Origin of the sequence: Rhodococcus sp. 4CII (genome assembly GCF_014256275.1) — a bacterium.
Taxonomy (GTDB): Bacteria; Actinomycetota; Actinomycetes; order Mycobacteriales; family Mycobacteriaceae; genus Rhodococcus_F; species Rhodococcus_F wratislaviensis_A.
This window is the reverse complement of sequence record NZ_JACCFE010000002.1, coordinates 4,981,084-5,007,024: the sequence shown is the minus strand read 5'-3', so window position 1 is coordinate 5,007,024 and position 25,941 is coordinate 4,981,084. Positions and strand designations below refer to the sequence as shown.

General features: G+C 67.8%; 25 protein-coding genes. 6 read left to right on the top strand and 19 right to left on the bottom strand.

What is annotated here, in order from left to right; genetic code table 11:
- Nucleotides 1-87: 87 nt before the first annotated feature.
- The 3 genes from H0B43_RS23860 to H0B43_RS23850 are packed head-to-tail and all read left to right on the top strand — an operon-like array spanning nucleotide 88 to nucleotide 3,764.
- Complete coding sequence (locus H0B43_RS23860; RefSeq protein ID WP_185725688.1) at nucleotides 88-1,254, top strand: ABC transporter ATP-binding protein; 1,167 nt, start codon at nucleotides 88-90, stop codon at nucleotides 1,252-1,254.
- Nucleotides 1,254-2,954 carry an iron ABC transporter permease gene (locus tag H0B43_RS23855; RefSeq protein ID WP_185725689.1) on the top strand — a complete coding sequence of 567 codons (1,701 nt, stop codon included), beginning with the start codon at nucleotides 1,254-1,256 and terminating at the stop codon, nucleotides 2,952-2,954. The genes H0B43_RS23860 and H0B43_RS23855 overlap by 1 nt, the downstream gene beginning before the upstream one ends.
- A 45-nt stretch (nucleotides 2,955-2,999) precedes the next feature.
- Complete coding sequence (locus H0B43_RS23850) at nucleotides 3,000-3,764, top strand: SDR family NAD(P)-dependent oxidoreductase (RefSeq protein WP_185725690.1); 765 nt, start codon at nucleotides 3,000-3,002, stop codon at nucleotides 3,762-3,764.
- A gap of 64 nt (nucleotides 3,765-3,828) precedes the next feature.
- Here H0B43_RS23850 and H0B43_RS23845 read toward each other — a convergent pair whose 3' ends face one another.
- The 15 genes from H0B43_RS23845 to H0B43_RS23775 all read right to left on the bottom strand — a co-directional run bounded on the left by H0B43_RS23845 (nucleotide 3,829) and on the right by H0B43_RS23775 (nucleotide 18,234).
- Nucleotides 3,829-4,854: an NADP-dependent oxidoreductase gene (locus H0B43_RS23845; protein ID WP_185725691.1), complete on the bottom strand. Its 1,026-nt coding sequence runs from the start codon at nucleotides 4,852-4,854 to the stop codon at nucleotides 3,829-3,831.
- A gap of 67 nt (nucleotides 4,855-4,921) precedes the next feature.
- Complete coding sequence (locus tag H0B43_RS23840; RefSeq protein ID WP_397517450.1) at nucleotides 4,922-5,938, bottom strand: MBL fold metallo-hydrolase; 1,017 nt, start codon at nucleotides 5,936-5,938, stop codon at nucleotides 4,922-4,924.
- On the bottom strand, nucleotides 5,935-6,270 hold the full coding sequence (locus tag H0B43_RS23835) for an EthD family reductase (protein ID WP_185725692.1): 336 nt from the start codon (nucleotides 6,268-6,270) through the stop codon (nucleotides 5,935-5,937). Before H0B43_RS23835 ends, H0B43_RS23840 begins: the two co-directional genes overlap by 4 nt.
- 74 nt (nucleotides 6,271-6,344) lie before the next feature.
- Entirely contained in the window at nucleotides 6,345-6,953 is a 609-nt protein-coding gene (locus tag H0B43_RS23830; RefSeq protein WP_185729817.1) for a TetR/AcrR family transcriptional regulator, read from the bottom strand.
- An 87-nt stretch (nucleotides 6,954-7,040) separates the two neighbouring features.
- Nucleotides 7,041-8,543, bottom strand: coding sequence for a class I adenylate-forming enzyme family protein (locus tag H0B43_RS23825; RefSeq protein WP_185725693.1), 1,503 nt, complete (start codon nucleotides 8,541-8,543; stop codon nucleotides 7,041-7,043).
- Nucleotides 8,544-8,616: 73 nt separating this feature from the next.
- Nucleotides 8,617-9,660: an NAD(P)-dependent alcohol dehydrogenase gene (locus H0B43_RS23820; RefSeq protein WP_185725694.1), complete on the bottom strand. Its 1,044-nt coding sequence runs from the start codon at nucleotides 9,658-9,660 to the stop codon at nucleotides 8,617-8,619.
- 11 nt (nucleotides 9,661-9,671) lie between these two features.
- A complete protein-coding gene (locus H0B43_RS23815; protein ID WP_185725695.1) occupies nucleotides 9,672-10,433 on the bottom strand; it encodes an SDR family NAD(P)-dependent oxidoreductase in 762 nt (253 codons plus the stop codon).
- A 34-nt stretch (nucleotides 10,434-10,467) separates the two neighbouring features.
- On the bottom strand, nucleotides 10,468-11,229 hold the full coding sequence (locus tag H0B43_RS23810; RefSeq protein WP_185725696.1) for an SDR family NAD(P)-dependent oxidoreductase: 762 nt from the start codon (nucleotides 11,227-11,229) through the stop codon (nucleotides 10,468-10,470).
- Nucleotides 11,226-12,428 (bottom strand): acyl-CoA dehydrogenase family protein, encoded by a 1,203-nt coding sequence (locus tag H0B43_RS23805; protein WP_185725697.1) that lies wholly within the window; start codon nucleotides 12,426-12,428, stop codon nucleotides 11,226-11,228. The genes H0B43_RS23810 and H0B43_RS23805 overlap by 4 nt, the downstream gene beginning before the upstream one ends.
- A gap of 16 nt (nucleotides 12,429-12,444) precedes the next feature.
- Nucleotides 12,445-13,407, bottom strand: coding sequence for a phosphotransferase family protein (locus tag H0B43_RS23800; RefSeq protein WP_185725698.1), 963 nt, complete (start codon nucleotides 13,405-13,407; stop codon nucleotides 12,445-12,447).
- On the bottom strand, nucleotides 13,404-14,609 hold the full coding sequence (locus H0B43_RS23795; RefSeq protein WP_252189717.1) for an acyl-CoA dehydrogenase family protein: 1,206 nt from the start codon (nucleotides 14,607-14,609) through the stop codon (nucleotides 13,404-13,406). The genes H0B43_RS23800 and H0B43_RS23795 overlap by 4 nt, the downstream gene beginning before the upstream one ends.
- 9 nt (nucleotides 14,610-14,618) lie before the next feature.
- Nucleotides 14,619-15,767 (bottom strand): thiolase family protein, encoded by a 1,149-nt coding sequence (locus H0B43_RS23790; protein WP_185725699.1) that lies wholly within the window; start codon nucleotides 15,765-15,767, stop codon nucleotides 14,619-14,621.
- Nucleotides 15,767-16,144 (bottom strand): Zn-ribbon domain-containing OB-fold protein, encoded by a 378-nt coding sequence (locus H0B43_RS23785; protein WP_185725700.1) that lies wholly within the window; start codon nucleotides 16,142-16,144, stop codon nucleotides 15,767-15,769. The genes H0B43_RS23790 and H0B43_RS23785 overlap by 1 nt, the downstream gene beginning before the upstream one ends.
- Before the next feature lie 37 nt (nucleotides 16,145-16,181).
- Nucleotides 16,182-16,970 (bottom strand): enoyl-CoA hydratase/isomerase family protein, encoded by a 789-nt coding sequence (locus H0B43_RS23780; RefSeq protein WP_015888600.1) that lies wholly within the window; start codon nucleotides 16,968-16,970, stop codon nucleotides 16,182-16,184.
- Nucleotides 16,971-17,094: 124 nt separating this feature from the next.
- Entirely contained in the window at nucleotides 17,095-18,234 is a 1,140-nt protein-coding gene (locus tag H0B43_RS23775; RefSeq protein WP_185725701.1) for an acyl-CoA dehydrogenase family protein, read from the bottom strand.
- Nucleotides 18,235-18,335: 101 nt separating this feature from the next.
- Between H0B43_RS23775 and H0B43_RS23770 the strand changes: the two genes are divergently transcribed.
- On the top strand, nucleotides 18,336-18,722 hold the full coding sequence (locus tag H0B43_RS23770) for a hypothetical protein (RefSeq protein WP_185725702.1): 387 nt from the start codon (nucleotides 18,336-18,338) through the stop codon (nucleotides 18,720-18,722).
- Entirely contained in the window at nucleotides 18,706-19,104 is a 399-nt protein-coding gene (locus tag H0B43_RS23765; protein WP_185725703.1) for a hypothetical protein, read from the top strand. The genes H0B43_RS23770 and H0B43_RS23765 overlap by 17 nt, the downstream gene beginning before the upstream one ends.
- A gap of 59 nt (nucleotides 19,105-19,163) precedes the next feature.
- Here the strand turns inward: H0B43_RS23765 and H0B43_RS23760 are convergent, their stop codons facing one another.
- Both H0B43_RS23760 and H0B43_RS23755 read right to left on the bottom strand, forming a co-directional pair.
- Complete coding sequence (locus H0B43_RS23760; RefSeq protein ID WP_185725704.1) at nucleotides 19,164-21,254, bottom strand: glycosyltransferase family 39 protein; 2,091 nt, start codon at nucleotides 21,252-21,254, stop codon at nucleotides 19,164-19,166.
- Nucleotides 21,251-22,495, bottom strand: coding sequence for a bifunctional glycosyltransferase family 2/GtrA family protein (locus tag H0B43_RS23755; protein WP_185725705.1), 1,245 nt, complete (start codon nucleotides 22,493-22,495; stop codon nucleotides 21,251-21,253). Before H0B43_RS23755 ends, H0B43_RS23760 begins: the two co-directional genes overlap by 4 nt.
- Before the next feature lie 140 nt (nucleotides 22,496-22,635).
- Here H0B43_RS23755 and H0B43_RS23750 point away from each other — a divergent pair, with 140 nt between their 5' ends.
- Nucleotides 22,636-23,061, top strand: a complete 426-nt coding sequence (locus H0B43_RS23750; protein WP_185725706.1) for an HIT family protein — start codon at nucleotides 22,636-22,638, stop codon at nucleotides 23,059-23,061.
- A 3-nt stretch (nucleotides 23,062-23,064) separates the two neighbouring features.
- Here the strand turns inward: H0B43_RS23750 and H0B43_RS23745 are convergent, their stop codons facing one another.
- Together H0B43_RS23745 and H0B43_RS23740 are read right to left on the bottom strand one after the other, a co-directional pair.
- A complete protein-coding gene (locus H0B43_RS23745) occupies nucleotides 23,065-24,447 on the bottom strand; it encodes a cell wall metabolism sensor histidine kinase WalK (protein WP_185725707.1) in 1,383 nt (460 codons plus the stop codon).
- 83 nt (nucleotides 24,448-24,530) lie between these two features.
- The gene (locus H0B43_RS23740; protein WP_005561510.1) at nucleotides 24,531-25,247 is read right to left on the bottom strand and encodes a response regulator transcription factor; all 717 of its coding nucleotides are present in this window, start codon (nucleotides 25,245-25,247) and stop codon (nucleotides 24,531-24,533) included.
- Nucleotides 25,248-25,941: the final 694 nt, after the last annotated feature.

The following is a 25,941-nucleotide window of genomic DNA, read 5'->3' as shown; positions in this document are numbered from 1 at the left end:
TTGCAGGCCGTTCACACCACGGCTATCGTCAAATGAACTGAATTCACTTTATTTCTGACCAACCACTCGCAACCAAGCAGGTGCCAGGTGACATCGCAATTCCGGGTTTCCAACCTGACCAAGACCTTCGGGTCCAATACCATCGTCGACCAACTCGACCTCGATATCGAGGACGGTGAATTCCTCGTTCTGCTCGGCCCCAGCGGTTGCGGGAAAACGACCACGCTCCGCTGTATCGCCGGCCTCGAGACCCCCGAGGGCGGGTCGATCACGTTCAAGGACCACACCGTGTTCGACGCGTCGGCCCGGATCAATGTTCCGGCCTACAAACGCAACATCGGCATGGTCTTCCAGTCCTACGCGTTGTGGCCCAACATGACGGTGCGCGAGAACATCCGATACCCGCTGAAGGTACGACGGATGAAGAGCGCCATCGCCGCCGGCCAGGTCGAGACCGCAGCGGGGATGGTGGATTGTGGCGCCCTGCTCGACCGCTACCCCTCCCAGCTCAGCGGTGGGCAGCAGCAGCGTGTGGCGGTGGCTCGTGGTTTGGCCGCGCAACCCGATCTGGTGCTGTTCGACGAGCCGCTGAGCAATCTCGATGCACGACTGCGCGATCAGGTCCGCTCCCAGATTCATCAACTCCACCAGCGGCTGGGCTTCACCGCCGTCTTCGTCACCCATGATCAGGCCGAGGCGTTTGCGCTCGGCGACCGGCTCGCTATCATGAAGGCGGGCAAGATCGAGCAGTACGACACCCCGGAGCGGGTGTACGAGTCCCCGTCGTCCGACTACGTCGCCGCGTTCATCGGCATGGCGAATCGACTCGAACTCGTTCGGCGCCATGAGGGGTGGACGACGCGAGCGGGCACTCCGGTCGATCTGGGTGCGGCCGGCATCCGTGGCGGACACATCGGCGGCGACGCCGCACTGGGCAGAATGCGTCCCGACGACCTCTCGCTCCATCGTTCGCTCGACGAGGTGGCCCCGGGCGACGTCGGTCTCACCGGCGAACTCGTCACCTCGGAGTACGGGGGGCGCTATTTCGACGTGACGGTCGACGCCGGAGGTGAGCGGTTGTACCTACGCGCGGATGCCGGACGGCACGGGACCTGGTTGCGTGGCGCCACCACGGGATCTCCGCTGGTGGTCAGCTTCTCCCCCAGCGCGCTGCGGGTGTTCCCGCATCCCGACGGGCACGTCGATCTGCAGATACCCGAGTTCGCCACCGCCACTGCTCGATCGGAGGCGTGATGGCTACGGTTGCCCTGAACCGCGGCGTGCGTCCGCTCGTCGTCAGTGCGGTGTGGCGAACCCGAATCGGGTACGGCGCGCTGATGGTGGTCCTCGCGTACCTCATCGTGCTCCCGCTCTTCCGGCTGCAGTCGCTGGCGTTCGAGGACGGCGCGCGCGGGTATCAGGCCCAGTACGGGCGGTACGACATCGCGCAGACCATCCGGACGACCATCGCCCTCGCCGTCACGTCACTCGCCATCGCCATGGTGTTGGGCACGGTGCTCGCGTTCGCGGCCACCAGGCTGCCCCGCCGGCTGAGTTTCCTCCGGATCGTCCCCATCCTGCCCATCGTGATGCCCGCAGTCGCCAATGTCGTCGGCTGGGCGTTCCTTCTCTCCCCGGGTCCCGGGTACCTGAACGCACTCCTGCGGAAACTCCCCTGGTGGAACACCATGGACTCCGGACCGATCGATGTCTACAGCACGCCGTGGATCATCATTCTCACCGGTTTCGGACTCACCTCGTTCGTCTACCTCTTCGTCAGCGCGGGAATGCAGAACATCAGTTCCGAGCACCTCGAGGCCGCGCAGATCAGCGGTTCGTCGACGCTCGGGGTGTTCTTCCGTGTTGTCCTTCCCCTGCTTCGCCCCTCCCTGGTCTACGGCGGCGGAATTGCGCTGCTCCTCGGATTGGGCCAGTTCACCGGACCGCTCCTGCTGGGCCAGAACACCGGCGTGAAAGTGCTCACCACCGAAATGTATCGCCGGGTGTCGGAGTCGCCGGCAGACTTCGCCGCGGCAGCGGCGGCGGGTTCACCGCTCGTCATCTTCGGTGTCGTCGTCGTGCTCGCGCAGAAGATGCTGCTCGGCAATCAGTCGCGCTTCGTCACGCACGGGGGAAAGGCGTTCGCACCGAACACCGGTCGCTCGGCCTGGGCCGCGGTGACGATCTCCGTCTATGCGTTTCTCGCGCTCGTCGTCCCGCTGATCGGACTCGCGATCGTGGCCCTGTCTCCGTACTGGTCGGAAACACTGTCCTGGAATCTGTTCACACTCGACAACTTCCGGGCGCTGTTCCGGACGGCGAGCATCGTCGACTCGGTGTCCACCAGCCTTCTCACCTCCGTCGTGGCGGTCGCGATATGCGTGCCGATCGGCTACCTCACCGCCACGCTGCTCGTGCGCGGTCGCCGACACCGGGTTCTGGGCACCATCGGTGACGTCATCACAGCTCTGCCCCTGGGCATTCCCGCGGTGATCTTCGGCGTCGGGTTCCTGCTGACCTACACCCAGCCGCCGCTGATCCTGTACGGCACCAAAGCGGTCATCATCCTCGTCTACGTCGTGCTGATGGTGCCCTTCTCCACCCGAATGCAGATGACGGCGATGCTCTCCCTCGGGGAGACCTACGCCGAGGCGTCGGCAACCAGTGGTGCGAGCCCGTTCGTCACCAACATCCGGGTGATCCTGCCTCTCATGCGGCCGACCGTGCTCAGTGCCGTCGCCCTGATGTTCATCCTGCTGACCCACGAATTCGCTGCCTCCCTGCTCGTGCGGGCCGCCACGACGCAGGTGATGGGTACGCTGCTGTTCGACCTGTGGGAGAACGGTTCCTACCCGCTGGTGGCGGCGATGGCGCTGCTCATGACGGCGGTGACCAGCATCGGTGTCGTCATCGCGATGCTGGTCGGTGGTCGAAACGTGTTGACCAATCTGTGATGTCGCCCAGCCCTGCCCGATCCGAACGAAGAACGAGGAGTCAAGATGACTGTCGGCCCTGACCGACTCAAGGACAAGGTCGTCGTGGTGACGGGTGCGACCGGTGGAATCGGCGTCGAGATAGTCCGCAGACTCGCCGACGAGGGCGCTCACGTCGTCGCGACCGATCTCGACGAATCTGCCTGCCACGACCTGCTGCGCACTCTCGCCCGGCCCGAGCGACATGCCGCACATGCCCTGGACGTCGCCTCCGAGGACCAGTGGGAGGCGGTGTTCGCCGCAACCGAAACGTCGTTCGGCGCACTCCACGCCCTGATCAACAACGCCGCCATCGGCAGCGTCGCCACGGCCGAGGACGAAACCCGTGCACGGTGGGATCACGTGATCGGGGTCGGCCAGACCGGCACGTGGCTCGGCATGAAACATGGCGGCCCCCTGATCGGGCGCAGCGGCGGCGGTTCGATCGTGAACATGTGCTCGATTCTGGGCACCGTGGGCGGTCTGGGAAACAGCGTCGCCTACGCGGCCGCGAAAGGCGCCGTCCGCACGATGACCAAGAACGCCGCACTGCACTGGGCGAAAGCGGGCGTGCGGGTCAATTCGCTGCACCCGGGGTTCATCGGCACGGCCCCGCTGCTCGAGCGCTGGGAAGGGAGCGAGCGTCATCGCGAGATGCTCGCGGGGACGCCGATGGGACGGCTCGGGCGCGGTGAGGAAATCGCGGCCGCGGTGGCATTCCTCGCGGGCGACGACTCCAGCTTCGTCACCGGTTCGGAGATCTACGCGGACGGTGGGTGGACGGCGGCCTGAGCCGGGCAGACGAACATGGCCTCCGCGCAATGCGGAGGCCATGTTTCTGTGTCAGACGGCGTCGTCATCCCAGGCGGCACAGCGTCTTCCCCACGGTGCGGCCGCCCAGCATCGCGACGATGGCGTCCGGCGCCGACTCGAGACCGTCGAACACAGTTTCCGCGGCAACGAGCCGACCGTCGCGGAGGTAGCTCCCGACCTCGGCACGCATGTCGCCGAGCAGATGGTCGTAGGCACCGGCCCGGAAGCCCTTCACCGTGAGGTTCTTTGCCACGATCTGAAAGAGGTTGTCCGGGCCCGTCGCCTCCCTCTCATAGGACGCGACGGCGCCCGCCATGGCAACTCGGCCTCCCCGCCGAAGGTTGTACAGGGCGGCCTGGAGATGCGTTCCGCCGACGTTGTCGAAGTACAGATCGATGCCGTCGGGCGCCGCGCCGACGAGTGCGTCGGTGAGATCCAGGGTGTGGTAATCGAACGCGGCGTCGAGGCGTAGTTTCTCCGACAGGAACCGGACCTTATCGGCGGATCCCGTACTGCCGACCACGTAATGACCTCTGAGCCGGGCAATCTGCGCAGCGATGCTACCGACTGCTCCCGCCGCCGACGAGATCCAGACGACGTCTCCGGCCGTGAGTTCACCGATGCAGTGCAGTCCCACATAGGCGGTGAGCCCGGAACTTCCCAGCGCGCCGAGATACGACTGCGGCGGATGCTCGCTCGTGTCCAGTTTTGTCACTCCGCCGGCCCCTGCCAGGGTTTCACTATCCTCCCGGATCACGGCGAACTCACGAAAGCCGTTGATGTGCAGCACCGTGTCGCCCGGTTCGAAACTGCCCGCCCGGGACCGGATCACCTCGCCGACGGCCAACCCGGCCAGCGTGTCCCCGAGCCGGAACGGCGGTAGATAGCCGGCGGGTCCGGTGGGCCCGAGACGCATCCGGACGGACGGGTCGATCGACAGCCACGAGTTGCGCACGAGAATGTCGCCGGGACCCAGTTCTTCCGGAACCGTCACCACCTCGAGAGAGAAGTCTTCCGATCGAACTTTCCCCTGGGGATGACGCGCCAGTTTCAGCTCACGACTCTGCACGGGAATCCTTCCATCGAAGTTGCGGACCGCCGGATGTTCGAACGGCCGATCGCTGCCCGGATGCCGCTCAGGCAGCGGAGAAGACGTCGCGGCCGTCTCGGCGGCGAACGGTGATCTGGCCTCGGTCGACCAGGGTGTCGAGGTGCGCGAGAGTCTCGCAGGTGGCGATCATCCGGTTGAACGGGTCCAGTGTGGCGAACGGCCGTTCCCGGCGGGTCCACGTGACGGCCTCCGCCACCGCCGTCGCGGTCACCGGCCCCAGCGACGCCAGCGCGGTGCGCATGGCGGCGAAGCGCCCGTCGTGGTGCGCGAGAAGTTCCTCGACCCGGCGATGAACGCTGGGCGTCGGATCTCCGTGCGCCGGCAGCAGTCGCGAGTCGGGACGGTCGAGCAAGCGGGACAGCGAATCGAGGTAGCGCCCCAGGGGCAGGTCCCACTCGCCGAGTTCGAAGCCGATCGACGGCGTGATCGAGGGCAGGACGTGGTCACCGCTGAAGAGCAGTCCCCGCTGCGTGTCGTGAAACACCATGTGCCCCTTGGTGTGGCCGGGCGTGTGCACGACGTCGAGCGTGTGCTCCCCGATCCGCAGCGGACCCGCGGCGAGCCAGCGATCGGGCGCTTCCCAGTCCGAGGGGTGGAACGGCTCCGCCGCGGTCAGGGCCTCGACGGTGTCCGCCAGGACGGGGGCCCCGGCGCGGCGGAGTTCGTGGAGCGAATCCGTCGGCACATTGCTGCCGAGCGCACTGACCGCCGCCAGTCCGTCGGCCTCGGCGACACCGAGGTGGACGCGTGCACCGTGACGGCGGCGGAGTTCGACGGCGAACGTGTAGTGATCGCGGTGCACGTGGGTGACGTAGATGTCGTGAATCTCCTCGGTGCCGCGGCCGATCCGGCGCAGTGCGCGCTCCATCTCCTCGAAGGTGGTGTCGACTCGCCAGCCGCCGTCGACGAGGGCCAGGCCGTCCGGAGTCTCGAGGGCGTAGACGTTTACGGCTCCGAGACCGTCGTTCGGCATGTGGAGGGGAATGCGATGGACACCGGGCGCCACCTCGTAGCAGCCCGGCTCCATCCACCCTGCCCTCATGATTCGCCGCTGCCCACTTCGACCATCGTCTTCTCCTCGCCCATGACGAGGATTCGCTTTCCGCGCATCTGGCCGACGTTGTCGACTGCCGCTTGCCATTGCGGGCTGGCGAGCGCGGCGTCGAGGTCCTCGCGGGAGTCGAAGCTCAGGATCGACACGCCGTCCCACTCCCGGGACCGGTCGTCCATCGCGTCGAGCACTTCGGTGTGCTGCCATCTCCGCAGGCCGGGGAGCGGATAGGTGACCTCGGCGTGCTCGCCGCGCCACCACTGGATGAACTGCTCGTGGCTCCAGTCGTGCGGACGGGAGGCCAGGACGATCAAGTTGTACATCACTACTCCATTGCTGACATGAATTAGGTTCAATTACTGACGGTGCGCGAAAACCGCCCCACGAGCGCCGCAGATTATGCGCGAACGATACGCAGGGTGGCGTCGCGAACCTGCCTGTTGAGCTGGTCGACGCTCATGTCGCCGTCGGGGCGATACCAACGCCACACGCTGACGACGAGTCCGAGGACGAGTCGGGCCATCAATCGTGGATCGGCGTCGGCGAAGGCCCCGGCACCCATCCCCTTCGCGATGAGAAGAGACCATGCCTCTTCGATCGAATTCACCAGCGCGCGTGAGGTCTGACGCTCGGCTTCTTCCTTCTCGGACTGACGGGGCGTGGCCAGCAGATCCATGTGGCTCTGGAGGATGCGACGCTGCAGGGCGTCCCGAGGGGTCGCCTCCAGCGCGCTGCTGACGGCGGCGCTCAGCGCCTCCACCGGGTCGTCGATGCCCTCGATGGCGGCCGTGAAGCGTTCGAGCGACTCCGCCAACTCCAGACGCATGATCGTCAGCAGGCAGTGCGCCTTGGACTCGAAGTAGTGGTAGAGCGCGGTCTGGCCGATGCCGACCTCGCCGGCGATCGACGCCCACTTCGTGTGCTCGAAGCCCACTTCCCCGAAGCGTTCGATTGCGGCCGTGAGAATGAGCCCGCGCTTGGAACGCGGACCATCGCGGAGCGTCATGGCTTCTACGGACACGGGATCCCCATCCATCTGTTGTCGGGTCGGTACCGGAAAGACTACCTGAACTGAGGTCGGGTCGGGTTGACTTCAGGGGCTGGCGGTGCCGGCGAGCAGGCGTGTTGCGAGACTCACCGCATCCGGTCGAGACAGCTTCCCGACCCGGTTCTGCGGCAGATCGTCGATCGTGAAGACGAACTCCGGCCACTTGAACTTCGGGAACTCGTCGTCCCCGAGGTGCGCGGTCACCTCGGCGAGGGTGATCGGTGCACCGGTGCTCACGACCAGGGCTGCGGCGCGTTCACCGAGTAGTTCGTCCGGCACCGGGACCACACACACCTGGGACACCGTCGGGATGCGCGCGATGGCCGCCTCGACCTCGTTGATGTCGATGTTGCGGCCCCCGCGAATGATGATCTGCTTCTGCCGCCCCATGACCCGGATGCTCCCGTCCTCCGCGACTTCGACGAGGTCGCCGGTGGGCAGGAACCCGTCCGCGGTGAGTTCGGGCGGTGCGGGGACCCCGGCTCGGGCATACCCGACGAAGAGGGAGGGTCCGCTGACCTGAGCATCGCCGACCCGCCCCGGCGGCAGCGGAGCGCCGTGTTCGTCGACCGCTCGGACGACGGTCCCGGGGAAGGGACGACCGTCCCGCCCCAGGCGCACGGCCGGCTCGTCCGAGGGCAGCGGGGTGGTGTGCCCGAGGCATTCGGACATGCCGAACACCCGCAGGAACGTCGTCCCGAGGGTCTGTTCGGCGCGACCGAGCGCGCCGGCGTCCATCGGGCCGCCGCCGACGGTCATCGCTCGCAGCGACGTCAGCGCTCCCGCCGCGTCCGGCGCGACCGCCAGTTGCAGCGCCATGGTCGGGACGAGCATCGTCCACGCAACCCGGTGTTTCCTCACCACCTCGAGGGCGGCGGAGGGCTTCCAGCCGTCCATGCAGACCATCGGTGCGGCCAGCATCGCCGGGAGATACAGCCCGAAGCAGAACGCGGCCACCGACGAGAGCGGAACGAACGCGGCGACCGGATCTCCGGGTTCGAGACCGACCGCGTCGATCGTGCACCGGCAGGCGTACCGGATCGCCGGTTCCGACTGCACCACGCACTTGGGATGTCCCGTCGACCCGGACGTCATCGCGATCGCGACCCCACCGTTCCACCGTGCGACGTCGCTGACCGGTGATCGCGACCAGCGCACAGCCCAGCCGGCCAGCGCGGTCGCCTCTTCCGAGAATTGCTCGTCCGATGCACCCCAGTGCGCCAGCGACTCCTGGTCTGCGATCACCACGTCGGGTGCGATGTCGTGCAGGGCCACGGCGAACTCCGACGGCGTCGCATGCCTGCTGAACACTGCGACGACGCCGCCCCGCAGACCCACCGCGAGTGTCGCGGTCAGTGTCCGCCAGCTGTTGTCCGCCTGCACGAGCACGGTGGGCGATCCGCCGGGGCCCGCGTCCAGCAGTGCGGCGAGTTCGATCGCCGCCGCCGCGATGCCCGAGGCGGTGTACTCGCCCGCGGCGTCGACGACCGCAATCTCATCCGGCGAACTCTGTGCGCGAGCAACGAATTCGCGAGCCAACTCCCACATCCCGCAGACCTCCTGTTAACCGAACCATTGTCATTCTCAGTCATCACGTGCCGGATCGCGCCGGCTTCGCCGGTCACGGCACGAGGACGGCGCGCCCGGTGATCGCTCCGCGGCGCAGGCGGTCGTAGACGTCGAGGGCGTCGTCCAATCGGTATGCGGCCGACTCGACGCTCAACTGCCCTCGATGCGCGAGGTCGACCACCGCCTCGAGATCCGCGCGCGTTCCCCAGAACGGGGCGCTGACCTGCCAGCCGTTGGGTAGTCCGAGGTTCTTGCCGACCGTGAGCCGGCCTCCCCCGCTGCCCACCGTGACCAGCCGGCCACCCGGACCGAGCAACTGCGCGGCCGAGTCCATCGTGGCCGGCGAGCCGACGAAATCGAACACCACGTCGGCATCGGCTCTCGCCACGTCGGCAACCTCCGGGACCGCGCGATCCGCCCCGAGCCGGCGGGCGAGGTCACGCGAGCCCTCCCGCGGATCGACCGCGACGACCGTGCCGGCGCCGAGAGCGCGCAGGATCTGGACGGCGAGATGGCCCAGTCCCCCGACACCGACCACCACGACGACGGAGTGACTGTCGACCAGATCCCGGTTCGTGCGAATCGCGTGGTACGCCGTCAGGGCGGCGTCGGCGAGCGGGGCGGCACTCTCGGGAGCGAGCCCCCGGGTGCGCACCACGAACCGCTCCGAGGGAACGATCATGGCGTCGGCCAGACCGCCGTCGTAGCCGAGACCGCTGCCGATGGCCGGAAGCAGGCCGTCCGCCCGCGGGCGCAGGTCGTGGCAGTAATTCTCCCTGCCTCGCCTGCAGTTGCGGCATTGCCCGCAGGACCAGACGCCGTGGACCACCACGGACTGGCCGATCCACGAACTGTCGGCGTCGGGGCCCGCGCCGACGACGGTTCCGGCCACCTCGTGCCCGAGCGTGAGCGGGAGCGGGTAGTCGAAGACGCCCGCGGGGGCGTCCATGACATGCAGGTCGGATCGGCAGAGTCCGGCCGCCCGGACCTCGATCAGCAGTTCGGCGCCCTGTGGTTCGGGGACGCGCACGCGCAGGACCTGCGCGGGTTCACCCCAGGCGGTCATGCGCACGGCGCGCATCGTGTCGATGGTCATCGTCCTGCCGCCTACCTGGCCGTCCAGCCGCCGTCGACGACGAGCGTCTGTCCGGTGACGTACGACGACGCGTCCGACGCGAGGAACAGCACGGCACCGTCCACTTCACCCGCCCGGCCGCCGCGGCCGAGCATCGTGTTGCGGCGCACCCAGTCGGCTGAACGCTGATTGCTGAACAGTCCGTCGGTCATTTCGGTATCGAACCATCCCGGCACGACGGCGTTGACACGGACGCCCCGCCTGCCCCACTGACCCGCCAGCTCGCGGGTCAGACCGAGGATGCCCGCCTTCGACGCCGCGTAACTCGCACCGCCGATGGGGGCCGTGGACACCAACCCGATCACCGAGGAGATGTTGATGATCGACGTCGCCGCGTCCTCCGGAACGGACGACGTGGCGTACGTGGCGAGGTGGAAGCCCGCGGCCAGGTTCACATCGAGAATCGACGAGAACCCGTCGGCGGTTTCGTCCTCCGCATTCGGAGGTCCGGGCGTACCGGCATTGTTGACCAGGACGTCGACGCGGCCGGTCCGCTCGCGGGCGCGGTCGACCAGCCGGCGGCGGTCGGCGTCGACGGTGATGTCGCATTCGACGGGGACCACGGTGTCGACTTCCTCGGCCAGCGCCGCGAGCCGATCGACCCGGCGGGCGGCCGCGAAGACCGTGGCGCCGGCCGAGGCCAGCGTCCGCGCGAACCCCATTCCCAGCCCGGACGACGCACCCGTGACGACAGCGACGCGACCGTTCAGCTGGAACAGCTCGGGTACGTGCATGTGGTTGCTCCTACTCCTGTTCGTGGCACGCGCGTCAGTAGACGGCGGTGCGTCCGCCGTCGACCGGGATCACGGCGCCCGTGGTGTAGCCGGCGCGGTCCCCGGCCAGATGCACGACGAGGCCCGCGATTTCATCCGGATGCCCCAGCCGCCCGGCGGGGAGCCGGTCGACGATCTTGCCGACGAACTCGTCGTCCCAGTCGGCCGCCATGTCGGTCGCGAATCCGCCCGGCATGATGCAGTTGACCCGCACCGTGGGCGCGTATTCCTGCGCGAACGCCATCGTCAGCGCGTTGAGACCGTTCTTCGACGCCGCGTACATCGCCTCGGGCGGGCTGGGCCGCAGCGCACCGATGCTCGAGATGTTGATGATCGATCCGCCTCCGGCCGCGCTCATCCTGGCGCCGGCCACCGCCATCAGCCGGAACGGGCCCTTGAGGTTCACTTCGATGGTCTTGTCGAACAGCGACTCGGACACCGACTCCAATGTCGGTGACAGGGGCGCGATTCCAGCGTTGTTCACGACGACGTCGAGCTTCCCGAATCGGGTGACGATGTGGTCGACCGCGGTTTCGATCGCGTCCCACTTCCCGACGTGCAGGGCGAGCGGTTCGGCGATCCCGCCGGTGTCCCGGGCGATCGCCTCGGCCGCGGCGACGCACGCATCCTCCTTGCGGCTCGACACGATCACGGTGGCTCCGGCGGCGGCCAGCCCACTCGCGATGGCGTAGCCGAGCCCGCGGGTGGCCCCCGTGACGAGTGCGACCTTGCCCGTCAATTCCTGTGTCGTGGTCATGCGTACTTCTTCAGTTCGAGGCGCGCGATCGTGCGCAGGTGGACTTCGTTCGGGCCGTCGGCGATCTGCAACGCCCGGGTGATCGCGTACAGCCGGGCCAGGATCGTGTCGTCACTCACCCCGGCGGCGCCGTGCGCCTGGACGGCGTGGTCGACCACCCGATGAGCGATCTCCATGGCGGCCACCTTGATCGCGGCGACTTCCGAGCGGGCGGCGGCGTTGCCGCGGGTGTCCATCAGCCACGACGCCTTCAGGACGAGCAGCCGGATCTGGTCGATCTCCATCCGGCTCCGCGCGATCCACTCGCGTACCACGCCGCGGTCGGCGAGTGGACCACCGAATGCGTTGCGCTGCAGGACTCGTCGGCACATCAGTTCGAGGGCGCGTTCGGCCATGCCGATCGCCCGCATCGCGTAGTGCATGCGTCCCGGCCCGAGCCGGCCCTGGGCGATCGCGAATCCGTCGCCCTCGGCGCCGAGCATGTGGTCGGCCGGCACCCGCACATCCGTGAACTGGACCTCGCCGTGGCCGAGCCGGTCCCGGTAACCGAACATGGGCAGATCGCGGAGCACCTCGACGCCGGGGGCGTCCGCGGGCACCAGGATCATGCTCTGCTGCCGGTACGTCGGAGCGTCTGGGTCGGACTTGCCCATGAAGATGACGAGCTTGCAGTCGGGGTCGAGAATGCCCGAGGTGTACCACTTCCGGCCGTTGAGGACGTACTCGTCACCCTCGCGGCGGATGGTCGAGGTGATGTTGGTGGCGTCGGAACTCGCGACGTCCGGCTCCGTCATCGCGAACGCCGACCTGATCGTGCAGTCGAGGAGCGGCCGGAGCCAGCGTGCCTGCTGCTGCGGGGTGCCGTACATGGCGAGAATTTCCATGTTGCCGGTGTCGGGTGCCGAGCAGTTGATCGCCTCGTTGCCGATCACCGAGCGTCCGACCATCTCGGCGAGCGGCGCGTACTCGAGGTTGGTGAGCCCGGCACCCCACTCGCCGTGAGTCATGAAGAGGTTCCACAATCCGAGTTCGCGTGCCTTCGCCTGCAGGTCCAGCATGACCTTCGGCTGCTCGTGCGGGTTGTCGTTGGAGCTGATCTGCTCGTCGTACACGGCCTCGGCCGGATAGACGTGTTCGTCCATGAAGGTGCGCAGCTGTTCGAGCAGTCGCTCGGTGCGTGCGGAGTATTCGAAGTCCACGTGTCGTCCTTTCTGATCAGGCGAGTAGCGCGGTGCCACCGCGGATGAGCTGGGAGATGGTGTCGGGCAGCCGTTCCTGATCGGGGTCGTGGTGGCGGCCCTCCCGGTGCCTGCGCAGGTTGTGACCCATGATGGCCGCCATCTTGAGACGGCCGAGTGCGTTGAACCAATTCATGTCCCGCAGTTCCGGGCCGTCCCCGGTGTAGAGGGCGATCAGTTCGTCCTCGGACGGGAGGCCCGGCACCACGCGCCCCACTCCCGGAAAGTTCGCGCCGTCGGCGAAGACCAGGAACCAGCCCAGCTCGACCCGCGGATCACCGAGGCTCCAGATCTCCCAGTCGATCAGTGCCGCCGGCTCCGTGTCCTGCGCGAGGATGTTGCCGAGCCGGTAGTCGCCGTGCACCAGCGTCGGCGACAGCGCTTCGGGGAGATCGGCGGCGAGGAGACGCAGCAGTTCGTCGCCCCCGCCCACGAGTTCGGGGGGAACGGCGTCCAGGGTGCGTTGCCATCGCGCCAACTCCGCGCCCGGCGACAACGGATCTCCGGCGGCCGGGATGGTGTCGACAGGCACCGCGTGCAGCAGTGGCAGCACCGCGGCGGCCCGGCGCATCCGCGCGGCCGCGACCGCCGGCTCGACCGGGGGTGTGTCGAGCACCGGCTCGAGTGACTCCCCGGCCACGCACTCCATCGCGAACCATGCGGGCCCGCTCTCGTCGACGGCGACGATGCGGGGCACCGGAACCTCCGTCGTTCGGAGCGTGTCCATGATCCGCGCCTGGCGCAGCATGTCGTGCCGGCCGATGGGACGTTGGCCCTCGGGTACCGCCTTGACGACGAGGTCGCCGTCGCCGGTCCGGACTTTGTAGGTCAGCCCGGAGTGCCCTCCGAGCAACGGCTCGAGCGGGCCGACGTCCAGTCCCGGGTTCTGCTCGCGCAGCCGCCGCGCCACACGGTCGTCGAGGGTGATCGTTGCAGTCACGGGCGGGGCTCCCTCGGCAGGCCGAGCACACGCTCGGCGAGGATGTTGCGCTGGATCTCGTCGGTGCCGCCGGCGATGCGGTATCCGGGCGCGCCGAGCACGTGCTCGGTCCACGCGAACGTTCCCCACTCGCCCGAGTCGGCGATCAGATCGCGACCCAGCAACAGCCGGACGACCTCCGAGGTTCGTGCCATGGTGTCGGTGGCGAGCAACTTGCCTACCGAGGCCTCCGGGCCCGGGTCCTTGTCGGCGACCACGGCCGCGGCCACCCGCATTCCGGTCACCCGCTGGACGTAGCTGCGCGTCACGAGATCTGCGACCTTGTCGCGCTCGATCTCGGACAGTTCACGGCCAAGGTGCCGGGCGAGTTCGATCGCCTGATCCGCGTTGGCCAGGCCGAGATTCCCGGCGTCGAGCCGCTCGGCCGCCAGCACGGTCAACGCGACCGGCCACCCTTGGCCCACCGGACCCAGCCGGTAGTCGTCCGACAGTTCGACGCCGTCGAGGTAGACCTCGTTGAAGGAACTGCCCCCGGTCATCTGGCGGATCGGCCGGACGGTGACCCCGGGGGCGTCCATCGGGATCAGGAAGACGGTGAGGCCTGCGTGTTTGGGTGCATCCGGGTCGGTGCGGCACACCGCGACGCCCACGTCGGCGACCCGCGCGCCGGACGTCCAGACCTTGTGTCCGGTGATCGTCCACCGGCCGTCGCGTTCGACGGCCCTCGTGCGGACCGCCGCCAGGTCGGATCCGGCTTCGGTTTCGGAAAACAGCTGGCAGGCAATGATGTCGGTGCGGAGCATCGCCCGCACGTACCGCTCGCGCTGCTCCGGTGTTCCCCACTGCGCAATGGCGGGTGCGACCAGTTGCTGAGTGACCGAGAACATTTCGGTTCGGCGGGGGACGTCGAACGCGTTCTCCTCTCGCCGGAAGGCGAGCACATAGGACATCGGCAGGTCGCGTCCACCATATTCGGCCGACCAGTTCATCGAGCCCCAGCCGGCGTCGAACTTCGCCTGCTCGTATGCGCGGATGTGGTCGGTCTCTTCGCGCTCCTGCTCCGCGGTCCAATTCTCGAAGACGGCGACCGAGTCGGGTCCCACTCCCCACTTGATCTGGGTACGCGGCTCGGCGACCGTCCTCAGCCACGCCCGCGCGTCGTCCACGAACTGGTCCAGGCCGGGCATCGTTGCTTGATTCATGGCTCTTCCTCAGACTGACAGGACGGTGCAGGCACTGATCCCGGGGGCACCGTAGACGTGGGTGAATCCGATGCGCGGGTTTCCGGGGACCTGGCGGGCACCGGCCTCCCCGCGCAACTGCGTGACGATCTCGTGTATCTGCCGGAGACCGGACGCGCCGATCGGTTCCCCGTTCGCGATGCAGCCACCGTCGGTGTTGATCGGGATCCGTCCGCCGATCTCCGTTTCGCCTGCCGCGATGAGCTTTTCCTGTTCGCCGTGCTCGCAGAATCCGCATTCGGCCAGGTGCATGATCTCGGCACCGCTCTCCGTGTCCTGGAGTTGTGCCACGTCCACGTCGGACGGGCCGAGGCCGGCCTGCTCGAATGCCGCGGTTGCGACGGACGTGCTCACGCTGGGTGGGGTTCCCTCACCCTGAATTGCCGGGCCGAACACTTCGAAGGAGCCGAACCGGCGGGTGCCGGCCGCAATGCCCCGCAGTTGCACAGGTCTTCCGCCGAGTCGCCGGACGGCGGCCTCGCTCGCCACGACGACGGCCGCACCGCCCTCGCCGGGTGAGCAGAACATGTACCGGGTCAGGGGGTCGTTGACCATGTCCGCGGCGGCGATCGCCGCAGCGGAGAGGGGTTCACGCCGCCAGGCGTTCGGGTTCAGGGACCCGTTGCGATACGCCTTCTCCGCCACGGCGGCCAATGTGGGCGCGGTGATCCCGTGTTCGCGCATGTACCGCGCGATCTTGATGCCGAAGAACTGTGTGGTGACCATGAGACCTGCCTCGCCGTAGCCGACGGGCAGACCCCAATCCTCCGGTGCGGGATCGAACGCGCCGCGCGGATGTTTGTCGAAACCGACCGCGAGTGCGATGTCGGCGGCGCCCGCACGGATGGCGTTGACGGCCGACACCAGCGCGCTACCGCCGGTCGCGCACCCGTTCTTGACATTGGTGAACGGGATCCCGGTGAGTCCGAGTTCGGACACCAGGGTGTCGGCAAGCCCGGAACCGTCGCTGCCACCGAACGCGACCTGAACATCGGTCCACGCGATGCCGGCGTCGGCCAGGGCGGACGCGATCGCGTCCAGGGCGAGCCCGCGACCCGTCGTGTCGGGCTGACGTCCGAATTTCGAGAGTCCGGCCCCGATGATCGACACGGTGGACATCAGCGGGTCTCCTTCAGATACGCGTCGGTGGCGAACCGGGGCACCGGTGCCGTGGCGACCAAGGTCACCGGCGCCCCACCGTCCAGCTCGGCGAAGTCGTGGCATTCGAGCACGGCTTCGATCCTGATTCCCTCGGGGAGTTCGACGTATCCGACGGCGAACGGCGAGAACCCGTCCGGCGGCGGAACATACGGCGGGGATTTCGGGGCGAACCGCTGAACGGTGTACGCCCAGACCGTTCCGCGTGCACTCACCGTGAACGGCGCCATCGACGTTCCGGCACACCTCGAGCACACGCGGGTGGCCGGGAACGCGACCGCCCCGCAGTCCGAGCAGCGGCGTGCGTCGAGCGCCGGCGCGGTGTGTGTCTCGCCCATCCTCATCCTCTCCTCGGGATTCGTCGTCGCGGTCGGATCAGCGACCGACCCACTTCGGTTCACGCTTTTCGAGGAACGCGTTCACGCCTTCTCGCGCGTCCTCCGACTGCAGCGCGTTGCCGACGGCGAGGTGCTCCATCACCATGAGCGACTGGATGTCCGCGTCGAGACCGCGGTCGATGCACATCTTGGTGAGCTTCATCATGAACGGGCTCTTGTCGACGATCGGTGCGATGAATTCGGCGAGGAGCTTGTCCAGATCGTCGGCCGGCGCCGACGCGTTGATCAGGTCGAAGGCCTCGGCCTCCTTGCCGGTGAGAAGCTTGCCGGTGAGCATGAGCTCCTTGGTCTTGCGCACGCCGATCATGCGGGGCAGGCGGTAGATCGGGCCCGCACCACCGAACAGCGCACGCCGGATGTGGAAGTCGCCGATCCGGGCGTCCTCGGCGGCAATCGCGAAGTCGCACGAGATCATCAGCTCGAATCCGCCTGCGGTGACGAAGCCTTCGAGGACCGCGACGGACGGGGTGTTCATCGAGTACAGGCGGTCGCACACCCGGGCCGACAGCACCGCGACGTCCATCGCGGTGGTGGAGCCGACGTACTTCTCCCGCAGTTCGTCGAGGTCGAACCCCGAGCAGAAGGTGCCCTCACGCCCACGCAGGACCAGGACCTTCAGGTTGGGGTCGCTGTCGACCTCCACGATGATCTCGTCGAGGCGGTGCAGCAGTTCGACGGTGACCGCATTCTTCTTGTGCGGGCGGTTGAGCCACACACGGGCGACGTCGCCGTCCTTCTCGAGCACGATGTGGTCGGTGTCCACCATGTCGGTGTCCTTTCGGGAAAATGAAACTGAACTGGATTCACTTCAGTTCTACTGGGTCGAGGGGAGCCCGTCAATAGCGGGGGAAAGAGTTTTCGTTTTTCGGCCGCCGGCAGGCGGCCCGGTGTCACAGTCCGACGAGATCCGCGATACGACTGCGGTGCGCCCGCGAATCCCCCAGCAGCGGTTCGTCGCCGAGCGCGCGACGCACGTAGGAATGCGCCGCATGTTCCCAGGTGAAGCCGACTCCCCCGTGCAATTGCACGGCTTCCGACGCGGTGGCAATCACGGCCTCGGTGCAGACCGCGCCCGCGACAGCGGCCGGAAGGGCCGCGGCGCCAGGATCTTCCGAGAACACGGCCGCGGCATACCGCGCCGCCGATCGGGCCTTCTCGAGCTCGACGAGAGTGTTCGCCAGTCGATGCTTGACGGCCTGGAACGATCCGATCGCCCGGCCGAACTGACGGCGCTGCATGGTGTATTCCACTGTGCTGTCGAGTAATCGCTCGATCATCCCGACATGTTCACAGGCCAACCCGATCACCGCGAGGCTGTGCAACGCTTCGACCGTGCGCGGTGCGTCGCCGGGTCCGACGAGACGTACCGCCTCCGCGTCGTCGAAGAGCAGATTCGCCTGCCGTCGACTGGGATCGACCACCGGAAGTTCCGCTCTCCGCACCGACGCGGCCCGCAGATCGATCGCATAGAGACCGGGCCCCTCGTCGGACTGCGCGAGTAGCACGACCACATCGGCCGCGCCGCCCTGCACGACATTCGTTGCCCGACCGGACACCGACCATCGGTCACCGACCCGGGTGGCGTCGACGAAGTCGGTCTGTGCGCTCAGGGCGGTGACCGTGGCGACGAGTTCGCCCTGGACCACTCGATCGAGCAGTTCCTCGGCCCGGTGCGACCGCTCGGCCGCGAGCAGGGCGTGGACTCCCAGTGTCGCGGACGTGAGCACGGGTTCGCTGACCAGGGCGCGGCCGCACTCCTCCAGGACGATCCCGAGTTCGACCACGCCGTACCCCAGCCCGCCGCGATCCTCGGGCACCGCCAGCGCGGCGACGTTCATCTCCTTGACGAGCAGCGACCACAACTCGGCGGAATACCCGATCTCGGATTCGGCGGCGACGCGACTGTCCTCGAGCGTCGAATGCCGGTCGAGCAACCGGCGAAGTACGTCCCGGATGTCGTCGTGCTCGGCGACGGGAGTCATCGCCAAGGGTTCGGTCTCGGGCCAGGGGCGGGAATGGGAGGACGGCATTGAACTCTCCTTGAAATTGACGTGAGTTCAGTTTAGTTTCGCAGAACCCAAGACGGCAAGGACTCTCGACAGACCCACCGGTGTTGAACTAAGTTCATTTCATGACCGATGCACTCGTGATCGAGCAGTACTACGCGATCCTCGACAGCGGCCGGATCGACGACGCGGTGGCCTTGCTCGACGAGCAGATCCAGTTCGCGATCGTCCTCCCCGGTACCGTCCGTCGCGGCCACAGCCGCGCCGACATGCTCAGCTACCTGCGGGGACGACCCCCGGTCGATCGACGGCACGTGCTACTCCGCACGAGCAGCGCGGGCGACGTCCAGTTCGCGTACGGCTCCGTCGTCGAAAACGAGACGACGACGACCGGCTACTTCCTCGCCGCCATGCACCTCGACGCCGACGGCGCCATCGACGCCTACGAGGTGTCCTTCGACACGGAATTCAGCATTCTCACACGGGAGTTGGCACATGACACACGCGACTGACCTGGGCCGGGAGACGTCACCGACCCCCACACTGGTCGCGTGGTTCGCGATCATGGATTCCGACGATCCCGACCGCGTCCTGGGCATGATCGCCGACGATTTCCGGATGTCGATCCAATTCTCCACCGGGGGCGGCAATGCCGCCGAGTTCGTCGGCGATCGGGCGGGCCTCGTCGGATACCTGCAACAACGCGAGAAGAGCGTGCTGGTACACGAGGTCCTGGCGGGTGCCCGGGTAGGAGACGTCGAGCTGGCTCTGGGACGCACCACCCGGAACGGCGAATTCGAGGCCTCGTTCAACACCTCGGCGCAACTCGACGAGTCGGGTCTCGTGCGAAGACTGCTCATCTGCCGCACGCCCGAAATCTCGTTCGCCTACTGAAACAGCTGTGCGCGCTTGCCGACCGCGAACGGTCGGCAAGCGCGCACAGCCGGTTTCGATCAGGACGTGAGGTCGTACAGCGTCACTCCGTCGACGGTGACGGCGGTGAAATTCGCCTCCACCCAGGTGGAAATCTCCGACGCGGTACCGTCGCCACCCATTCCGCCGCCTCGGCCGCCGGAGATGAAGTAGTGGATCCGACCGTCGGCCACGTACTGCTGGAACTGCTCGAGGGTCGGTGACGGATCGCTGCCGTTGAACCCGCCGATCGGCATCACCGGATCCTCGGTGGCCAGCTGGTAGCCGGACGCACTGTTGGATCCGATGGCCGCGGCCACCCAGGTGTAGTTGCCGGAATTCTGCTCCAGCAGCGACACCAGTTCCGTGCCGGGGTTGCTGCCGGAGAGAAGTCCCCCGGCAGCGCCGCCACCGAAGCCGCCCATACCGTCGGTGGCACCTGCCGCCGCACCGCCCGGCATGGCGGGCATCGTCGCGCCTGCCGCGCCGTCCGTGCGGCCCATGCGTCCGGCGCCGTCCATGCCGCCGGGGCCACCCATGCCGCCGAAGCCTCCGCGCCCGCCTTCGACGGTGGGTCCCGCCGAGACGATCGAGCCGGTGTGCGGCGTCGCGATGGTGTTCACGGCGTACGCCGTCGGTCCGGCGAGTCCGGTGAACAGCGCGGCCAGTACGACGACCGCCGCGATCCGGCCGCGGGTCGACGCCGGGATCAGCACAGCCACCGCGGCGAGAATGCCGACGACGACCACCGCCCACTTCAGCCACGGCACGAACGACGCGCTGCGGCCGAGCAGAACCCAGGACATTACCGCGGTGGTCAGGAGCGTCACGGCGAGAACCGCACGCACCCACGAGGCGTCGCGCCGTCGCCACAGTGTGACCGAACCGATCGCCACCAGAGCGGCCACGGCCGGTGCGAGTGCCACGGTGTAGTACGCGTGGAAGATGCCCGCCATGAAACTGAACGTCAGGCCGGTGACGAGCAGCCACAGGCCCCACACGAGGAACGATGCACGCTGGGTGTCCACCCGGGGAGCCCTGCCGCGCAACGCCAGACCGGCGACGAGCAGGATCAGTGCGGCCGGGATCAGCCACGCGATCTGACCGCCCTGAGCCGACTCGAACATGCGCGTGATGCCGGTGCTTCCCCACATTCCGCCACCGCCGCCGGGTCCGCCCGCGGGCATGCCGCCGCCGGGTCCGCCCGCGGCCATGCCCCCGCCCGTCGCGGCGTCGCCTGCTCCAACCATCGCCGCCGCGGCGTCTCCCCGATTGCCGCCGGGCGTGACGCTGCCGGTTTCCTCACCGTTCAACCGGCCGAGACCGTTGTAGCCCAGCGTGAGTTCGAGGATCGAGTTGTTCTGCGAACCGCCGATCCAGGGCCGAGACGACGCCGGCCACAGTTCGACGGTCAGCAACCACCATCCGGCGGAGACGATCATCGCGCCGAGCGCGGCGAAGCACTGGGCGAGGCGTTTGCCGAACTTCGGCGGTCCCGCGACGAGATAGGTCAGGGCCAGCGGCGGGACGACGAGCATCACCTGAAGCTGCTTGGTCAGAAAGCCCAAACCGACGAACACGCCGGTCAGCACCATCCAGCGGGTGCGCCCGTCCTCCACGGCCCGCAGCATCGCCCACACGGCGGCGATCATCAGGAGCACCAGCAGGGCGTCGGGGTTGTTGAACCGGAACATCAGCACGGCGATCGGCGTCAGCGCGAGCACCAGTCCCGCCAGCAGACCGGCCGGGGCGCCGAACCACCGCTTGACCGTGGCATACAGCAGGGCGACGGACCCGACGCCGAGCAGCGCCTGCGGCACGAGCATGGCCCAGGAACTGAGCCCGAAGATCCGGACCGACAGCGACATCAGCCACAGCGACATCGGCGGCTTGTCGACGGTGATGGAGTTGGCGGCATCGGACGACCCGAAGAAGAACGCCTTCCACGACACCGATCCCGCCTGGACCGCCGCGGCGTAGAACGAGTTGGCCCAGCCGGAGGCGCCGAGCCCCCAGATGTACGCCACCGCGGTCCCCGCCAGGAGCGCGCCGAGCGCCCACGGCTCCCACCGCCTCCGCGTGGGAGGCGGTGGCGGCGATTCGACCTTCGGTTCTTCGAGGGTCGTGGTCATGCGTGAACTCCTTCGGGACGAGCGTTCCGGAACACCCAGCGCAGGGCTATGAAACGGCTGATGGTGGCGACGAGATTGGCCAGGACGAGCACGGCGAGTTCGACGTGCTTCGACGCGTCCGGGGCCGCCGAGTGCAGGACGAACAGCGAACCGCTGGTGAGCAACAGTCCGAAGGCGAACACGAACAGGCCCTGCAGTTGATGGCGGGCAGCGCCTTCGGATCCGCGCACACCGAACGTGAACGCCCGGTTCGCGGCCGTGTTCAGGACGGCGGTGACGAGCAGCGAGACGGCGTTGGCCCACTGCGCGCCCAGAACCGGATGCAGGATCAGATACAGCAGCGCGTACGCCACGGTGGACGCCACGCCGATCACCGCGAACCGGGCCAGCTGCCCGACCATGCCGCGGGGAACCCCGGGCACCAGCGGCTCGCGACCGAAGCTGTCGCGCAGGCTGCCGATCGGCAGCGAACCGGTCGACAGCGCGCGGCCCACCCGCCACACACCCTTGAGGTCGGCGACCGCGGTCGCGACGATGTCGACGCGGCTGTCCGGGTCGTCCACCCAGTCGACCGGTACCTCGTGGATCCGCAGGCCGGCCCGCTCCGCCAGCACCAGCAACTCGGTGTCGAAGAACCACCCGGTGTCCTCGACCAGCGGCAGGAGCCGCTGGGCGACGTCGGCGCGCATCGCCTTGAACCCGCACTGCGCGTCCGAGAACCGCGCGTGCAGCGCGCTGCGGAGGATGAGGTTGTAGCTGCGGGAGATGAATTCGCGCTTCGGACCGCGGACCACCCGCGACGAGCGGGCGAGGCGGGAGCCGATCGCGATGTCCGAATGCCCCGACAGCAGCGGGGCGATCAGCGGCATCAGGGCGTTGAGGTCCGTCGACAGGTCGACGTCCATGTACGCGACCACCTCGGCGTCGGACGTGCTCCACACCGCGCGCAGGGCGCGGCCACGGCCCTTCTCGTCGAGGTGCACGACGCGGACGCCGTCGATCTCCTCGGCCAGCCGGTCCGCCACCGCGAGGGTGGCGTCGACGCTGGCATTGTCGGCGATGGTGATGCGGGCGGAGTAGGGAACGTTCTCGTCGAGGTGCCGCCGCAGCCGGCGCACGCAACGTTCGAGACCGGCTTCCTCGTTGTAGACCGGCACGACAACGTCGAGCACGGGCGAGGTCTCGGAAATCTCGATTCGTCTCATGGCGCCCGGTGCGCGGGAGAGGGAGTTCGTCGTCATGAGTCCAAGATTCGGCCCGTACGCTCCGACCACTCTGGACGGAGGCTGGGAGTTTCCTGTGCGCTTCGCGCCCGTGAGTGCTTCTTGACGGCGGAAGGTTGATAAGCACTCAGGAGCGGCGAAGCCGCATAATGGCGGCCATGGGATCTGTATTCAGCGCCATCATCAACGGAGATCTGCCCGGACGGTTCGTGTGGGAGGACGAGGACGTCGTCGCGTTCCTCACGATCGCCCCCGTCACGCAGGGCCACACGCTCGTCGTACCTCGCGAGGAGGTGGACCAGTGGCAGGACGTCGACGGCGTGATCTGGAACAAGGTCATGGACGTCGCCCGGATCGTCGGGCAGGCCGTCCGGCCGGCATTCGACGCACCGCGGGCGGGGCTGCTCATCGCCGGCCTCGAGGTGCCGCACCTGCACCTGCACGTGTTCCCCGCCTACGACCTCGGCGATTTCAACATCAGCAACGCCGAGCAGAACCCGTCCCAGGAGTCGCTCGAGGAGGCGCAGGCGAAGCTCAAGGCGGCGCTGCGCGAACTCGGCCACGGGGACAACGTCCCCGACTGACCCCTAACTCGACCGGGGCAGCTCCACGCGGAACGTGGCGCCCTCGCCGGGCCGGCTGTCGACCGTCACCGACCCGCGGTGGGCCGCCACGAGGGCGGACACGATGGACAACCCGAGTCCGCTGCCGCCGCTCTCGCGGGTCCGGGACGCGTCGGTGCGGTAGAACCTCTCGAACACCCGGGCCGCGTCCTGCTCGCTGAGGCCCGGACCGGTGTCGGCCACCTCGAGCACGACGCTCTGCTCGGTGGTGCTGAGCCGTACCGTCACGTCCGCGGTCGCGGGCGTGTGCTTGACGGCGTTGGCGAGCAGGTTGCCGAGGACCTGCCGCAGCCGGGCCTCGTCACCGATCACCTCGGGGGTTCCCGGTCCGGGCAGGATGTCGAGCGCGATCGACCGATCTGGGGCGACGGCACGCGCGCCGTGCACGGCGTCCGATACGACCGACAGCAGGTCGACGGGCCGGGTCTCGAGGGGGCGCTGGGCATCGAGCCGGGCAAGCATCAGCAGATCCTCCACCAGGAGGCCCATCCGCGACGCCTCCCCCTCGATGCGGCTCATCAGGGTTTCCGTGTCGGTCATCGCACCCTGCCGATACAGCTCGGCGAAACCGCGGATGGTGGTGAGCGGGGTGCGCAGCTCGTGGCTCGCGTCCGCGACGAACCGGCGCATCTTCTCCTCCGAGCGCCGCGCCGACTCCTCCGACGCTTCGGTGGCGGCGAACGCGTGCTGGATCTGGGCGAGCATTCCGTTGAGCGCCACGGACAGTCGTCCGATCTCGGTACGGTCGTCCCGTTCCGGGACGCGCCGGTGCAAGTCCCCCGACGCGATCGCCGCGGCCGTCTCCTCCACTTCGACGAGGGGACGCAGGCTGCGCCGGACGACGAAGTAGGCGACCACCCCGAGGACGATCAGCACCACCACGCCGATGATGAGTTGCAGCACGATCAGCCGGTTCACGGTTTCGTCGTTCTCGGTGAGCGTCATCGCGACCGTCGTCTCGATTCCGTCCGGCGCAGTGGTGGTCAGCACCCGCCACCGCACGTCGGAGCCGTCGGCCGAGCCGACCGTCACCGGCACGGTCGCGGGATGGTCGGGCAGCGCGGGCGACACGTCTTCGTCGTTGATCTCCCGGAGCACGGTGCCGTTGGGCAGTGTCGTCCGGACGTAGAACGGGCTCGGGGGGCGACCGGGATTCGGTTCGTCCGGCGGCGGCAGCGGACGGGCCCCGTGGGGCTTCGCCCACCCCTGGGCCGCGTCGTGCAGTTGACGGTCTACCCGGCTGGTGAGGGAATTCTCGAGCGCGGACGTCACCGCGACACCCGACGCGAGTAGCCCGAGCGCGGCGAGGAGGAGCACCGCTCCGACGAGCGTGAACCGGAGCGGCATCGAGCGAATCCACCGTCGCGCAGGCCTGTTCGGAGCGGCAGGGGGTGCCGCCGCGGCCGACTCCCGGCGAGTCGCGGGCGCGGTCATCGCCGCGGTTCGCGCATCACGTAGCCGACTCCGCGGAGGGTGTGGATCAGCGGCGTCTCACCTGTGTCGACCTTCCGGCGGAGGTAGGACACGTACGACTCGACGACCCCGACCTCACCGCCGAAGTCGTAATTCCAGACGTGGTCGAGGATCCGCGGCTTGCTCAGCACCGTGCCCGCGTTGACCATGAAGTACCGCAGCAGCGTGAACTCCGTCGGAGACAGCGACACCAGGTCGCCCGCCTTCCAGACCTCCCGGGTGTCGTCGTCGAGTTCGATGTCGGCGAACTTGATGCGGGCGGACTGCTCCTCCACCGACACCTTGCCTGCCCGCCGCAGGATGACGCGAAGCCGGGTCACCACTTCTTCGAGGCTGAACGGCTTGGTGACGTAGTCGTCCGCGCCGAGGGTGAGGCCACTGATCTTGTCCTCCACGGCATCCTTCGCGGTGAGGAACAGCACCGGTGCGTCGACACCGTCGGCGCGCAACCGCTTGAGCAGGCCGAACCCGTCCATTCCCGGCATCATGACGTCGAGAATGACGGCGTCCGGACGGAAGGTGCGTGCCGTGTCGAGTCCCTCGGCCCCGGTCGACGCCGTCGCCACCTCGAATCCCTGGAATCGGAGACTCACGGAGAGCAATTCGAGGATGTTCGGTTCGTCGTCGACGACGAGGACGCGGGCTTCGACAGGCTTCTCATTCACGCAACCCATCATCACTCGTGACGCTGGATCGTTGCTCGAGGTTTCCTGGGAGATTCCTGTGAGCCGGTACCGCCGGCCCGTGTGGGTGGGACTTCGCTCGTCAGTTGACCACGATGTTGAGGTTGAACACGACCCCGCCGAAGGTCAGGATCGTGTTGGCCAATCCGAGTGTGACACCGCTGTTGAGTGCCCCGAGCAGTCCGAGCATCATGACCTCCATCGTCGCCCCCGGGAAGGGGTGGTGGCGCGCTGTCCGTGCGCGATGCGGATGACACTAAGTCAAGTCCGGAGAATTCGTGGCGACACGCGCACGCGAATTACTTTGAATGAAATCACCGATTCTCATCCGGCGAAAAAGGGTGAAATTCTCGGCGAATGGGCGAGGATGGGACAGTTGCGCTCCGGAGCCGGGAACGAGGGTCGACACGCAAGAGGCAACCCCGCCGTCGATCGGGCAGCGGGGTTGCGTGAGGGGTGCAGTTGCGTTGACGGGCAGGTGAGTTCAGGCAACGACGTTCAGGTTGAGTACCACTCCGCCGAACGTCCCGATCGTGTTGGCGAGTCCGAGGGTGAAAGCGCTGTTGATTGCGGCAAGCAGTCCGAGCATCATGGTGTGCCTCGTTATCTTCCGTGGTATATGCACAGAATTTCCCTGTCGGGCTCGACAATAAATGAGGCCGCATCGGTGTGCGGAATAATGCGC

Bases quoted from the DNA above. Each gene is read 5' to 3' on its own strand.
- H0B43_RS23755 (WP_185725705.1), bottom strand. From the start codon at position 22,495: ATGACGACGAACTCCCTCTCCCGCGCACCGGGCGCCATGAGACGAATC.
- H0B43_RS23815 (WP_185725695.1), bottom strand. From the start codon at position 10,433: ATGCACGTACCCGAGCTGTTCCAGCTGAACGGTCGCGTCGCTGTCGTC.
- H0B43_RS23770 (WP_185725702.1), top strand. From the start codon at position 18,336: ATGACCGATGCACTCGTGATCGAGCAGTACTACGCGATCCTCGACAGC.
- H0B43_RS23825 (WP_185725693.1), bottom strand. From the start codon at position 8,543: ATGTGGGAGTTGGCTCGCGAATTCGTTGCTCGCGCACAGAGTTCGCCG.
- H0B43_RS23790 (WP_185725699.1), bottom strand. From the start codon at position 15,767: ATGTCCACCGTGTCGATCATCGGGGCCGGACTCTCGAAATTCGGACGT.
- H0B43_RS23840 (WP_397517450.1), bottom strand. From the start codon at position 5,938: ATGAGGGCAGGGTGGATGGAGCCGGGCTGCTACGAGGTGGCGCCCGGT.
- H0B43_RS23820 (WP_185725694.1), bottom strand. From the start codon at position 9,660: ATGACCATCGACACGATGCGCGCCGTGCGCATGACCGCCTGGGGTGAA.
- H0B43_RS23835 (WP_185725692.1), bottom strand. From the start codon at position 6,270: ATGTACAACTTGATCGTCCTGGCCTCCCGTCCGCACGACTGGAGCCAC.
- H0B43_RS23850 (WP_185725690.1), top strand. From the start codon at position 3,000: ATGACTGTCGGCCCTGACCGACTCAAGGACAAGGTCGTCGTGGTGACG.
- H0B43_RS23855 (WP_185725689.1), top strand. From the start codon at position 1,254: ATGGCTACGGTTGCCCTGAACCGCGGCGTGCGTCCGCTCGTCGTCAGT.
- H0B43_RS23795 (WP_252189717.1), bottom strand. From the start codon at position 14,609: ATGAATCAAGCAACGATGCCCGGCCTGGACCAGTTCGTGGACGACGCG.
- H0B43_RS23785 (WP_185725700.1), bottom strand. From the start codon at position 16,144: ATGGGCGAGACACACACCGCGCCGGCGCTCGACGCACGCCGCTGCTCG.
- H0B43_RS23750 (WP_185725706.1), top strand. From the start codon at position 22,636: ATGGGATCTGTATTCAGCGCCATCATCAACGGAGATCTGCCCGGACGG.
- H0B43_RS23745 (WP_185725707.1), bottom strand. From the start codon at position 24,447: ATGCCGCTCCGGTTCACGCTCGTCGGAGCGGTGCTCCTCCTCGCCGCG.
- H0B43_RS23810 (WP_185725696.1), bottom strand. From the start codon at position 11,229: ATGACCACGACACAGGAATTGACGGGCAAGGTCGCACTCGTCACGGGG.
- H0B43_RS23830 (WP_185729817.1), bottom strand. From the start codon at position 6,953: ATGACGCTCCGCGATGGTCCGCGTTCCAAGCGCGGGCTCATTCTCACG.
- H0B43_RS23740 (WP_005561510.1), bottom strand. From the start codon at position 25,247: ATGGGTTGCGTGAATGAGAAGCCTGTCGAAGCCCGCGTCCTCGTCGTC.
- H0B43_RS23775 (WP_185725701.1), bottom strand. From the start codon at position 18,234: ATGCCGTCCTCCCATTCCCGCCCCTGGCCCGAGACCGAACCCTTGGCG.
- H0B43_RS23765 (WP_185725703.1), top strand. From the start codon at position 18,706: ATGACACACGCGACTGACCTGGGCCGGGAGACGTCACCGACCCCCACA.
- H0B43_RS23760 (WP_185725704.1), bottom strand. From the start codon at position 21,254: ATGACCACGACCCTCGAAGAACCGAAGGTCGAATCGCCGCCACCGCCT.
- H0B43_RS23780 (WP_015888600.1), bottom strand. From the start codon at position 16,970: ATGGTGGACACCGACCACATCGTGCTCGAGAAGGACGGCGACGTCGCC.